The organism is Arenibacter sp. S6351L, from assembly GCF_023016025.1.
GTDB lineage: Bacteria > Bacteroidota > Bacteroidia > Flavobacteriales > Flavobacteriaceae > Arenibacter > Arenibacter algicola_B.
This window is the reverse complement of record NZ_JALKBB010000030.1, coordinates 1-13,107: the sequence shown is the minus strand read 5'-3', so window position 1 is coordinate 13,107 and position 13,107 is coordinate 1. Positions and strand designations below refer to the sequence as shown.

The window sequence follows — 13,107 nt, the reverse complement described above, 5'->3', positions numbered from 1 at the left end:
AAATTATCTTCTAGTTAGTTTGATTAATAGTGACACTTACCACATTCCAATCCACCCATCTGAGCGGCCGTAAGTTTATCTACCCCATATTTTTGGGAAAGTTCAGCATGAATCTTTTCATAATACTCATTACCCTCTACCTTAACATTTGTTTCACGGTGACAGTTTATACACCATCCCATGGTCAGCGGGGAATATTGATACATAATTTCCATTTCCTCAACAGGACCATGACAAGTCTGACACTCAATACCCGCAACAGAAACGTGCTGGGAGTGGTTGAAGTAAGCAAAGTCTGGAAGATTATGGATTCTAACCCATTCTACCGGCTTGGATTCTCCAGTATATTTTTGATTTTCCTCATCCCATCCTACTGCCTTGTACAATTTCTTGATTTCACCAGTATAGAATTCATTGGTATACCCATTTGCCAAATCTTCCTGACTTGGACCCTCTGGATTTCCTTTGTATTCATAAATGGACTTATGACAGTTCATACATACATTTAGGGATGGTATTCCAGAAGTTTTGGAAACCCTAGCAGAAGAGTGACAATATTTACATTCTATGGCATTATCTCCAGCGTGAATTTTATGGGAATAATGAATAGGTTGAATAGGAGCATACCCCTGATCAACACCAACCTGCATCATCCAACCATATGCAAAATAGGCAGCACTCAATAAAAGAAAAATAGAAAACACTAGAACCAAAAATTGATTTTGGGCAAATGCCTTCCAAATTGGCAACCTCTTCTCCGCCAACTCCTTCTCCAAAACCACTCCGTTGGCCTCCGCAATACGTCTTAAGGTTTTGTTTACCAAAACCAACATCATCACCAACAGGGCAAAAACCAAGGCCAGTGCACCCAATATAATCTCATTGGAAATACCGGAGGAACCTCCACCACCTTGCGCACCATCGGCAACTGCAACAGGAGCCACAGCTACTACAGGAGGAGCATCGGTGTAAGCCAGGATATCATCAATATCCTGATTGGACAATAACGGGAAAGGTGTCATTGCCGCCTGATTGTACTCATTGTAAATTTTCAAGGCGTCGGCATCCCCGGCTTTGATCATTGCAGGACTGTTCTTTACCCACTGATAAAGCCACTCCTTATCATACTTTTCAGTGACTCCCGCCAAGGCCGGACCTGTCATCTTTTTGTTCAAAGCGTGACACGCGGCACAATTCTGGTTAAACAACTGTTTACCCTTAGCAGCATCACCTTCACCCGATGAAGCCACAGCAGATTCTTGAGCAAGAAGGGAATTTGAAAGCAGTAATACTACTACCAGACTGACACCTAAAACTTTAGAAATTAGATTGCGGTATGGAACCTTTTTCATATTAAAAATATTTCTATCGAAAGTTTGGCATGATATTTATACATTCACAATAACAAATAGTTTGACCATGCTCAAATTGATGGCAAAAATACGCATTAGACTTTATTTGGGAAATGTTAAGGTATTGATAATTTATAATTTATACCAATTCTAAATAAAAATAAAATCTTTTGATTGATTCTGAATAATTTACATTTGTACTGTCTAAATTTCATAACATAAATACCCTATGAAAACCATTTCTTTTACCCTTATTTTAGCCTGTTCCGTATTTTATTGCCACGGACAACAGGGCAATATCAACATTCAGCAAGACGAAAAGATCACAAACCTACTTGGAATCTACAAATCTGTGAATGAAAACAGCAGCCATTATAGAATTCAGGTTGGATTTGGCTCCTTTCAGGAAGCAGAAACCCTGAAGGCCAATGTAGATAAGGATTTCCCCGATTGGCCCACAAAAATAGATTTTGAATCCCCGAGCTACAGGGTTAGGATAGGAAGATTTAAGACCCAATTGGAAGGGGAGCGAAAACTTATAGAAGTAAGGCAAAAATATCCGAGTGCCATGCTCTTAAAACCAGAAAAAGCGACCAATTAGGTCGCTTTTTCTTTTATAGTTTACTTTTTATATAAGGAATATCCGGCTATTTCAATTTCTTCTTAACAGCCACTTCCTGGAATGCTTCCACGATATCCAACTCCTGAATATCATTATAATTTTTAACCTGCAATCCACAGTCATAACCTTTGGACACCTCTTTAACATCGTCCTTAAACCTCTTCAGTGAAGATAACTCTCCCGTGTAGATAACCACACCGTCCCTGATTAATCTAATACTTGAATTTCTAAAGATCTTACCACTGGTCACCATGCAACCTGCAATGGTACCCACTTTGGATATTTTAAAGGTTTCACGAATTTCCGCCGTTCCTGTAATCTCTTCTTTCATTTCAGGCGACAACATACCCTCCATAGCATCCTTAAGATCATTGATGGCATCATAAATAATAGAGTACATTCTAATATCTATTTCTTCTTTCTCGGCCACCTGTCTGGCATTGCCCATAGGTCTCACATTAAATCCAATGATAACCGCATCAGAGGCAGAAGCCAACAATACGTCCGATTCCGTAATTGGACCAACCGCTTTATGGATAATATTAACCTGTATTTCGTCTGTAGACAATTTCTGGAACGAATCTGTCAAGGCCTCCACGGAACCATCCACATCCCCTTTAAGGATTATGTTCAATTCTTTAAAGTCGCCCAACGCAATACGTCGTCCAATCTCATCCAAAGTAATATGTCTTTGTGTCCTAACCGATTGCTCACGCAACAATTGGGATCTCTTGGTAGCAATTTGCCTAGCTTCACGTTCATCTTCCAGAACGTTGAACTTATCCCCTGCTTGAGGAGCCCCGTCCAATCCCAATATAGATATTGGTCTTGACGGCCCTACTTCCTTAATACTATTGCCTCGTTCATCGTGCATAGCCTTTACCTTACCACTGCAAGTTCCGGCCAAGACGTAATCACCTATTTTCAAAGTACCCGCCTGAACAAGTATAGTTGATACATATCCTCTACCCTTATCCAAAAAGGCTTCCACTACGGTACCTGAAGCCAACTTATTAGGATTGGCCTTCAGTTCCAGAAGTTCAGCTTCCAAAAGTACTTTTTCCAACAACTCCTTAACCCCAAGCCCTGTTTTGGCCGAAATATCATGGGACTGTATCTTACCACCCCAATCTTCCACCAATAGGTTCATTTGGGCTAGACCGTCCTTAATCTTTTCAGGGTTGGCAGTAGGCTTATCAATTTTATTGATTGCAAAAATTATAGGAACACCCGCTGCTTGCGCATGGCTTATGGCTTCCTTGGTCTGTGGCATAATATCATCATCCGCCGCAACCACAATAATAGCTATATCCGTAACTTGTGCACCACGTGCACGCATTGCGGTAAACGCCTCGTGACCGGGAGTATCCAAGAAGGATATCATTTGACCATTTTCCAAAGTTACCCCGTAAGCACCAATGTGCTGGGTGATCCCTCCGCTTTCTCCGGCAATTACATTTTCCTTTCTTATATAATCCAGCAATGAAGTCTTACCGTGATCCACGTGTCCCATTACTGTAACAATCGGAGCTCTTGGCTTCAAATCTTCCGGAGAATCCACTTCCTCCACAATACTCTCTTCCAAGTCGGCGGTTACAAATTCTACCTCATAACCAAATTCATCGGCCACAATAGACAAAGTCTCCGCATCCAATCGCTGGTTCATGGTTACCATGATTCCAAGGGACATACATGCAGATATAATTTTAGTAGTAGGCACATCCATCATGGTAGCCACCTCACTGGCGGTAACAAATTCCGTAACCTTTAATATTTTACTTTCCAGTTCCTGTTGCTCCAGGTCCTTTTCAGTTTGTTGACGGTGCTGATCCCGCTTATCCCGTCTATACTTGGCACCTTTCCCTTTTTTGGATTTACCTTGAAGTTTCTCCAAGGTTTCCCTCACTTGTTTCTGTACATCTTCCTCGGTAGGTTCTACCTTGGCATTTGACACAAAACGCTGACCGGGAGCCCTCCTTACAACAGGACCTCTTCCTTTTGCCGCTGGCGGTCTGCTCGTAGAGTCAGTACCAGGTTTGGAAACAATACGCTTCCTTCTTTTTTTCCTATCGGAAGCATCACCAGGTTTTGGTGCTTCTTTTTTCTTTTTGGGCTTTTCAAATTTTGTGAGGTCTATTTTGTCCCCCATAATTTTTGGGCCACTTAGTTTTTGATACTTGGTAGCAATGACCTCATTTTCCCCCGAAGCATCCTGTTCCGCAGGAGCCTCATCCTTCTTCTCTTCCTTCTTCTCTTCCTTCACCGCCTTAACCTCTTTAACCTCTTCTGGTTTAACGGTTTCAGGTTTTGGAGCCACTTCTTCCTTCTTAGCCTCAGAAACTTCCACTTTCTCTGGAACTTCTACCTTAGGCTCTTCCTTGGCTACTATTTCAGGAGTCTTTTCCTCTACTTTTTCAGGAGCTTTTTCCGGTGCTTTTTCAGGAGCCGCCTCTTCCGCTTTAACCGGTTCGACAGGCGCTGGTTTTTTGCCCGCATCCAAATCTATCTTTCCGACAGTTTTTGGACCAGCAAGTTCCACTCGACCTTTGATAATATTATCTTTCTCGGCCCTCTTTTCCCTTGCAAGCTTTTTCTCTTCCTGCTCTTGCTCCAGTTGTAATCTTATAGCTTCTTTTTCCTTCCTCTTTTCTTCACCCACCTCTTTGGACGCAACTTTCTTGCTCATGTCCGTTTGGAACTCGTCCAATAGAACTTGATACACCTCATTGGATATTTTAGTGGTAGGCCGTGCATCTATATCATGCCCTTTGGACGCGAGATAGTCTACCGCACGGTCCAATGAAATATTAAGTTCTCTTAGGACTTTATTAAGCCTTATCGTTGCATTATCCGCCATAAAAAAAAATTCCTATTCTTGTAATTTACTGCTAATATATAGTTTAATCTTCTAATTCTTCCTTAAGAATTCGCACAACTTCCAAAATTGTTTCCTCTTCCAAATCGGTTCTTTTTACCAAATCATCCACATCTTGTTCCAAAACACTTCTGGCAGTATCCATACCTATTTTCTTGAATTCCTCAATGATCCATGCTTCTATTTCATCGGAGAACTCGGTAAGCTCAACATCTTCTTCAACACCTTCACGGAACACATCGATCTCATAACCAGTTAATTGTCCTGCCAATCGAATATTGTGACCCCCTCTACCAATAGCCTTGGAAACTTCCTCTGGCCTAAGATACACCTGAGCGGTCATTTTCTCGTCGTTCAATTTCACTGAAGACACCCTGGCAGGGCTCAAAGCCCTGGTAACCAACAACTGTGGGTTACTGGTCCAGTTTATTACGTCTATATTTTCATTGCCCAATTCACGGACAATTCCATGGATCCTGGATCCTTTCATTCCCACACAGGCACCTACCGGATCAATACGATCATCATAGGAATCTACTGCCACTTTTGCCTTTTCCCCTGGTATTCTAACCGCCTTTTTAATGGTTATTAGACCATCGAAAACTTCAGGGATTTCCTGGAAGAACAATTGCTCCAAAAACAAAGGAGAGCTTCTGCTCATAATTATAGTAGGCTTGTTGCCCTTAAGTTCAACACTCTCTATTATTCCACGCACATTATCCCCCTTCCTAAAGAAATCGGACGGGATCTGCTTATCCTTTGGTAAAATGATCTCATTCCCCTCATCATCCAAAAGAATAATGGCCTTATGTCTAATATGATGTACCTCTGCGGTATAAATCTCACCTTCAAGATCCTTAAATTGCTTGTAGATCGTGGTATTATCGTGCTCGTGAATCTTCGAAATAAGATTTTGCCTTAAGGCCAAAATAGCCCTTCTTCCAAGATCTATCAATTTTACTTCCTCGGACACATCTTCACCCACCTCAAAATCAGGCTCAATTTTTCTGGCTGCAGAAAGCGATATCTCTTCGTTTGGATCTTCTACTTCCCCGTCTTCAACCACAACCCTGTTTCTCCAAATCTCCAAATCCCCTTTGTCCGGGTTTATAATGATATCGAAATTGTCATCGGAACCAAACTTCTTCTTTAACGCATTCCTAAAAACATCCTCCAAAATCGCCATTAGCGTTACCCTATCTATGAATTTATCATCTTTAAATTCCGAAAAAGATTCGATTAGCGCAATATTTTCCATTTTTGAACTACAATTAAAATTTTAATACAACTTTAGCTTCCTTAATATCAGAAATTGCAATTTGCTGCTTTTTCTGAACCGTAATTTTCCCTTTTCCAATGGGTTTGGGTTCCCTATCTTTCCACTCCAGGGTAATACTATCCCCTGATGCCTCTGTTAACTTGCCTTCAAATTCCCCATCCTGGGTCTTGACTTCAAGCTTTCTACCTATATTTTTTGTGTACTGCCTAGGCAACTTAATCGGAGAAGCCGCTCCCGCAGAAGCTACTTCCAAGGAAAAATCCTCTTCCTCCCGGTCCAAATTGTGTTCTATGGCCCTACTAACATTCATGCAATCCTGCAAGGTAACACCATGGTCACCGTCCAAGGTTATCTTTATTTTATTATCTGCGGATATTGAAAAATCCAATAAAAAAAGTGATTGATTCTCCTTTAACGCTTCCTCTAAAAGTGCAGTAACTTTATCCTTCAACATATACTTCGGTTTTATTAAACATCTGCTCTAAATCTGAAATCTACCTGCTCCAGAACATAACGTAAAGCTGTTTTCTTACCGTGCCGTTTAATCAAAGTATAGTAATAAAAGAGGGGACAAAATGTCCCCTCATGAATACTTTATATTCTTTCAGCACGGCAAATATACATAATTTTTAGATTCTACAATAATCTAAGTTATTTATTCTAAAAAAGATACGGGAAATTCCCGCTCCATATTCGGCGTCTTTCCTCTAATTTCAATAACTTTAACAAAACCACTACACCTACATTTCAGGTTGATCCTTTACCTTGATACCTGGCCTTTTCACTAAAATTTTCATTTCACGCACTTTTGTATTGTGTATTGCAAATAGCATAAAAAAATGCAAAGATAAAATCGATCAGAATTTACAAGTCCATCCAAATCCGACCAAGACAAATTCATTGGCAACCTCCCTTTTTCGACCCAATTCTTGATGTTCTGCTAAATTACCATCATACATTGGGTAAAATCAAGTAGTCATTCATAAGGATTCACCATATTTTTAGACTTCCAAACCAGATAAGTATCCAATGATCAATTCTACCAAACTGTTCAACTTTTTAATGGCGTGCCTCATTAGTTGCAACGTTCTTGCGCAAACGCCTTTTGAAAATCCAATAAAAAAACAAGGTCGGCTCAACTCCCCATTAGTTGAGACCTCTCCCTTTGTTTTCCAAAATAAATTATACCTCTTGGAGAACAACCAATACTTCTGGGATGTGGAAGGGGCCAAACCGGGAGATTATTTTCATAAAGATGAAATACGAATAAGGGACCTCGAATCGGGGAAACTAATTTCTGTCCCTTTAAAAAATCATGGTTTCGGAACAGTATTGACCTGGAAGGACACCGTCTATGTTTTCGCCGGAAATTACGGAAATGGAAAGCCCTGGCGACAGATGACAGAGATCACCATGACCAGTTCAAAAGATTTGAAAAGTTGGACAAAGCCCCGAACTGTCTTTAGGGCCTCGGGGAAAGAGTTCTTTTTCAACACCGCGGTATGCAGGGGAAAGGATAAGTTTATCATGCTTTACGAGACCAATGACCCCAAGTGGAAACCTTTTACGCTCCGATATTTGGAATCGACGGACCTGATTAACTGGAAGGAAATTCCAGATGCCATTTATGGAACCCACAAATATGTAGGTGGTCCTGCTTTATACTATGAAGGGGGCTGGTATTACACCCTCTACCTTGAGGCACTTAACAAATCATGGGAAACACATATTACACGCTCAAAAGATTTGGTCCAATGGGAGGATGCACCCAAAGACAGGCCTTTCGTTACTTTTGACCCAACCCACTTTAACATGCCTTTGACCGACCCCAAAATCAGTGAAAACAATGCTTCTGACGTGGAACTGTGTTATTTTAGGGACAAAACTATTCTGTATTTCACAGGAGGAAATCAACAAATTGCCGGTGATCTGCAATGGGCCACTTATGAAGGAACCCCTAAGCAATTGTTCGAGCATTTTTTCGAGGATAGCGAAAAGAACATAGAAGCACCGCCGGAACACAAAGGCAGTTGGACACCTGTTCTTACCGCTCCTCAGGAACAAACAATGAATGGAAAAAACCCCACATTTGAGGCAACCAATAAACCCTCCCCTCAACAACTTGCATTTCAGGAAAGACAATTAGGCGCATTTATTCATTATGGCCCTGCAGCCTATATTGAATCCGATATGATGTCCGTACCCGCTGCCGATGTTTTTAACCCTTCCCAATTGGATGCCGAGCAATGGGTGAGAACTGCCAAATCCTTTGGCGCCAAGCATATAGTTTTAACAGCAAAACATCATAATGGCTATTGCCTGTGGCCAACCGAAACTACGGATTATTCCATAAAAAAATCACCTTGGAAAAAGGGCAAAGGCGATGTTGTTGCTGAATTTGTCAAGGCTTGTCGGAAATATGATATCGAAATTGGCCTATATGTTTCAGGAGGCGATAAGCATTTTGGATGCAGCAGTACACCAGATCCACAGGGTGAAAGAAAAATTGTAGGGGATATCCACAGGTACTTTCCTGTATTTATGGAACAACTAAGAGAACTACTGACCAACTATGGTGAGATATCATACCTATGGTTCGATGGCGCCTACGATCCCTTTGGATGGGATGTAATGGACCCTAAAACCATGCAACCTCTTGGAACTGCCTATGGAGATGCTATACACTCCATGGTAAAGCATTTACAGCCCGATGCCGTAATAATGGGAGGCACAAAACCGGATGTAAGATGGTCAGGAAGTGAACAAGGATGGGCCGCATATCCCTTAGAAAATATTGTAAGACCAGGAGAAGGGCTGGAAATGTGGGTGGGCCCGCAAAATGCCGGATGGATCCCTGCAGAGGCCAACCTTCATACCAGAAGTACCTGGTTTTGGACACCGGATTCGGACAAAACATTGCGGGATATTCCTTTCTTAAAGAAGGTATATTTTGAATCCATCGGAAGAGGCGCCAACCTCCTTGTTAATATGACACCGGACACCACTGGCCTTATTCCAAATGCCGAAGTGAAGCGATTATCCGATTTTGGCAAAACGCTGGAAGAGACTTTTGCAACACCTTTGGGCAGTACCTCCTCAATAGTTGATCAACCCAATAACCACCTTGTTATTGATTTTCACAAAAAGCAAAAAGTAAATCTATTGGTATTGGAGGAAGATATACAACATGGCCAACACATCAATGCCTATAAAGTTGAAGCGTATCTTGATAAGGTATGGAAAACTATTGCAGAAGGCCAAAGTATAGGCAGGAAGCGCATTCAAACTTTCCCTGCTACCAAATCCACTAAACTTCGACTTACTTTGGATGGGGAAGATGATAGGATGTTTATTAATAATTTTACAGTTTATTTTTCGGAAAAATAAACTGTAAAATTAGAATCAATTTAGAAAACCGGATGGAAATAAGGGACTTAAGTCGCATCTATCCATTTTATGGCTGAATATGCACCCTTATAGCTCCAATTAATGGATTATTTTGCGCCACCTTGACTTATAAGCATCCTTCGTTTATACACCTCTAAAATTGTTCTATCCGAGCCCAACTCTATATCATCCTCCGAGAAACTGGTAAGATAAATCTTTTGATCACTTCTGCGCTTATAATCATAAGTAATATAAATAGTCCCATCAGCCGTTTGTTGACCATCTGGGTAGGAAACATCTTTTCTTTGGTCCAGCAATAATCCATCGGACCAGGTAAATCCATCATCTTTAGATATAAAAGCCATGAGGTGAGATCGTCCAATTTTCATATCAATTGGCCCATGTTTTACTAGCAAAAGATTTCCAGAATTAAGTCGATAAATAAAGAATCTAGCCGTTGGATGTTGAATTTTGGAAGGTATTAGTGGGGTCCATGAATACCCCTGGTCCTCTGAAACACTTTCCCCTATCCCATATTTGGTTCGAACAAGCATCCATAATGTTCCATCCTTTCTTTCAACGATCATGTGTTCATCAGCATTGCGCGCCAATTCTGGAACGTTAACAGCTCCCCGTACTTGCCAGCTTTGCCCATGATCAACTGATACAACTGCTTTTGCGCCATCGTTTATTTGCCATGTTGAAACTGGTAAAACCCATTCACCTGTAGATAATACGATTGGCTTACACATCATAATACCATCAACAATTCGTTTAGGGGTGGGCCAAGTTGGATTACTTTCTTCTGCATCATCAATAGTCAAAACCCAAACACCAGTATTAATGCCATCGTAATGTTTATCCATCTCCTTATGAATTGATAGAGACCAAAAAATCCAGAGTTTACCTGCAGGATCAATCCATATTTCTGGATCAAAAGCCCTAACAGGACCCTTTTTATCAGAATCTATCACAAGTACTTCTTCCCAGGTCTGCCCATTATCTCCACTAGTAGAAACAACTACATAATTATTAGCATCTTCCCCTGGCGTTATTCCGGAATACCATGTTGCCCACATTCGCCCTTTAGGGCTAACAGCGAGTCTAGAAATACCACTAAATTTTCTGTTTTCGGGTGAATAATACTCCACGGATGATGGATTCTTTATTAATTTGGGCGGATCAAGGAAGGTTTTATCCCTTTGGCCTAAACACAAATTATGCAACATTGTGGCTATAAGTAACAGGTAGCAAGCTTTTAAATTCATCATACTTTTTAGTTTTTATAAATCAAAAATTTAAATAGTAGCCAAGGCGTTATAGTTACTTTTCCGTCATTGCCTTAACATTAAAATACGTACCCACAATTTCACTTTTCCAATGATCGTTTGGGTTGGTACGGGAATACACTACCAGCAAAATGTCCGGGGCTACTTCCGTCGCTGAAACATAATTTCCGCAATCCGGAGGATAAAGATCGTTGTAGAATGGAATAATTGGGCCCCAGGTATCACTCTCCCCTTCATTAAACATTATCCAATTGCCAGGCCTACCATAAGTCAAGGCCGTAATCCCATTTTTCATTAGAGTTGCATCTGGCCAAACACCATGGGAAGTTATGGGATCCGGAATACTCCAGTTTTTACCACCATCAACAGATACCGACTTATAAATAGGTGTTTGTTGCCCAAAACTGAAAGGCATTTTATTATCCCAATCGTTGTTATTAAAGCTACCCAATGAAGCTTGGTAACTTGCACCCGACCTCATAAAGCAGTTGATTTTACCATCGGGAAGAACTAACAGGGATGCTTCATTAAAACCTTCTCCCCTATTATCTTCAGACATATCAAAGGCCACTGTTGATAGATAATACCAAGTCTTACCTCTATCCGAGGATTTTAGGACAATGTCTCGAAATTTATTTTCAAGGGTATTCTTGACTCCACTTCTGAGATACATACTCATAAGCAGACTGCCATCATCAAGCCCAACAATATTGCGGCATAAAACCCCCGACCAATCCTTAAATCTTTCAGGCAGATAAACTCTTGCAGGATCACTTACCCTAGTTAATCCATTATCCTTTGAACGAAAAAAATTAGCTTCCAAAACTCCTTCTTCATCGGTCTTTTGCAAAGAGATTTCCGGTCTTCCCGCGCTAGTCGAACCTCCCGCCTGATTATCCGATTGAAACATGACTACTTCCCCATCCGGATCAGGGTACTGGTAGGTAGAATTTTCTAGAATATGGGCTACCTGGAGCCAAGTCTTTCTACCATCACTGGAACGCCTGTCAAAAACCTGAATATCCCCATTATTGAATTTAAAAACACTGCCGGCAGGGCAGAAAAATTCTTGTTCGGGAACAATCACATGGGTTTCCCCTCTGATCACCTTAACGCCCGGAACATAACTCACCCTAGACTTGACCTTCTCAAATTCAGGATTAAAATCAGATGGCGATTTGCTTGCACTGGCAAGCTGTTCTCTTTTATGTTTCTGAGCAAGTGAACTGGTTGTGGAAAAACAAATTATAGTTAGGCATAGATAAACACCAAGCCTTGAAAAATTGCGTAAACTCATATTAGTACTCTCTTTATTAATTCGGTCGCTTTTTTTTGATACAACAACTTGTTGGCGCCAATAGGAAAAACAACATTCCTTATTTAAACGATTAAGCAAATTTTATGGAAGTATCTCTTTTATTATTTTTGAATAAAAGTGGGAATATAATATGAAACACTCCATATACCAACTTTCATCGAATTTTTTTTGGAAATTAGATGTATGCCTTTTATAAACTTATAACAATGCAAATGTTGTTGATGCCGAACAAAAAAAATATCCAACCAACAATTTTCTACGGAAAAGCTGTCAGTAACAAGAATACGATTTAAAAAAATCGCCATGGTTTGTGGATTATAAAATGTTACTGTCTTACTGAAAGAGAAGTTGGGATTATGCCAAATTTCTAGTATTTGAATATTTATGCAAATAATAATCTTTACAAAAATCAAGGATCAATCCTAAAAGTTGTGTATGAATTAGAAAAAGATAGGATAGACTTGCCCAGAGTTTGTGTTCTGTTCATTTTTTGCATCGCCCAAAAAACGAACCAAAAAACGCTAGGGTGATTTTAAATTTCTTTAAATCTACGCACTTTCCACGGCCGCACCGTCCAGACCGCTTTCACTTGGGTGAAATGCTCTTTGGACGGCTACCAACACCCAACGCGGAAACCGCTTGATTTAAAACGAAATTGAAAATAGGCCGTTCCTATGTTCCGTAAACCTAAATAATGTAGATAAATCATTATCATTAATTTAATGCTATTGAACATTGTCTTCAAAGCCTATGGTCTGGTTGGTCTTCTTCCGTAGTGGAGATGTCATGGCCGTTAAGAATTATTGAAGCCTTGGAGATGATTTAGGCCATGGAAGCGGTCCATAAAATCCCAAGATTTTAGGGGCCACCTAGTGAAGAAGGGTCTTTTCTCGGATCAAGAACAAAACTTGGGTCTGAAGTGAATAATTTATTTCTTTGCACTTTAAATTACATTGATGAATAAAGGCACTGAGTTATCCTTGTT

General features: G+C 40.5%; 8 protein-coding genes. 2 read left to right on the top strand and 6 right to left on the bottom strand.

Annotation, left to right across the window (positions count from 1 at the left end; genetic code table 11):
• Positions 1 to 23: 23 nt before the first annotated feature.
• Complete coding sequence (locus tag MWU82_RS19760; protein WP_215950146.1) at positions 24 to 1,352, bottom strand: c-type cytochrome; 1,329 nt, start codon at positions 1,350 to 1,352, stop codon at positions 24 to 26.
• A gap of 229 nt (positions 1,353 to 1,581) precedes the next feature.
• Between MWU82_RS19760 and MWU82_RS19755 the strand changes: the two genes are divergently transcribed.
• Positions 1,582 to 1,953: an SPOR domain-containing protein gene (locus MWU82_RS19755; RefSeq protein ID WP_072862846.1), complete on the top strand. Its 372-nt coding sequence runs from the start codon at positions 1,582 to 1,584 to the stop codon at positions 1,951 to 1,953.
• Positions 1,954 to 1,999: 46 nt separating this feature from the next.
• On the opposite strand, the gene infB is transcribed toward MWU82_RS19755, so the two are convergent.
• The 3 genes from infB to rimP are packed head-to-tail and all read right to left on the bottom strand — an operon-like array spanning position 2,000 to position 6,582.
• Positions 2,000 to 4,831: a translation initiation factor IF-2 gene (gene infB, locus MWU82_RS19750; RefSeq protein WP_215950145.1), complete on the bottom strand. Its 2,832-nt coding sequence runs from the start codon at positions 4,829 to 4,831 to the stop codon at positions 2,000 to 2,002.
• 43 nt (positions 4,832 to 4,874) lie between these two features.
• The gene (gene nusA, locus MWU82_RS19745) at positions 4,875 to 6,107 is read right to left on the bottom strand and encodes a transcription termination factor NusA (protein ID WP_031442384.1); all 1,233 of its coding nucleotides are present in this window, start codon (positions 6,105 to 6,107) and stop codon (positions 4,875 to 4,877) included.
• Positions 6,108 to 6,120: 13 nt separating this feature from the next.
• Positions 6,121 to 6,582 (bottom strand): ribosome assembly cofactor RimP, encoded by a 462-nt coding sequence (rimP, locus tag MWU82_RS19740; RefSeq protein ID WP_215950144.1) that lies wholly within the window; start codon positions 6,580 to 6,582, stop codon positions 6,121 to 6,123.
• A 575-nt stretch (positions 6,583 to 7,157) separates the two neighbouring features.
• Between rimP and MWU82_RS19735 the strand changes: the two genes are divergently transcribed.
• The gene (locus MWU82_RS19735) at positions 7,158 to 9,515 is read left to right on the top strand and encodes an alpha-L-fucosidase (protein WP_247097665.1); all 2,358 of its coding nucleotides are present in this window, start codon (positions 7,158 to 7,160) and stop codon (positions 9,513 to 9,515) included.
• 107 nt (positions 9,516 to 9,622) lie between these two features.
• Here MWU82_RS19735 and MWU82_RS19730 read toward each other — a convergent pair whose 3' ends face one another.
• Positions 9,623 to 10,786, bottom strand: a complete 1,164-nt coding sequence (locus MWU82_RS19730; RefSeq protein ID WP_247097664.1) for a sialidase family protein — start codon at positions 10,784 to 10,786, stop codon at positions 9,623 to 9,625.
• A 52-nt stretch (positions 10,787 to 10,838) separates the two neighbouring features.
• Positions 10,839 to 12,101 carry a sialidase family protein gene (locus tag MWU82_RS19725; protein WP_247097663.1) on the bottom strand — a complete coding sequence of 421 codons (1,263 nt, stop codon included), beginning with the start codon at positions 12,099 to 12,101 and terminating at the stop codon, positions 10,839 to 10,841.
• Positions 12,102 to 13,107: the final 1,006 nt, after the last annotated feature.

Bases quoted from the DNA above. Each gene is read 5' to 3' on its own strand.
- MWU82_RS19755 (WP_072862846.1), top strand. From the start codon at position 1,582: ATGAAAACCATTTCTTTTACCCTTATTTTAGCCTGTTCCGTATTTTAT.
- MWU82_RS19735 (WP_247097665.1), top strand. From the start codon at position 7,158: ATGATCAATTCTACCAAACTGTTCAACTTTTTAATGGCGTGCCTCATT.
- infB (WP_215950145.1), bottom strand. From the start codon at position 4,831: ATGGCGGATAATGCAACGATAAGGCTTAATAAAGTCCTAAGAGAACTT.
- MWU82_RS19725 (WP_247097663.1), bottom strand. From the start codon at position 12,101: ATGAGTTTACGCAATTTTTCAAGGCTTGGTGTTTATCTATGCCTAACT.
- MWU82_RS19760 (WP_215950146.1), bottom strand. From the start codon at position 1,352: ATGAAAAAGGTTCCATACCGCAATCTAATTTCTAAAGTTTTAGGTGTC.
- MWU82_RS19730 (WP_247097664.1), bottom strand. From the start codon at position 10,786: ATGATGAATTTAAAAGCTTGCTACCTGTTACTTATAGCCACAATGTTG.
- nusA (WP_031442384.1), bottom strand. From the start codon at position 6,107: ATGGAAAATATTGCGCTAATCGAATCTTTTTCGGAATTTAAAGATGAT.
- rimP (WP_215950144.1), bottom strand. From the start codon at position 6,582: ATGTTGAAGGATAAAGTTACTGCACTTTTAGAGGAAGCGTTAAAGGAG.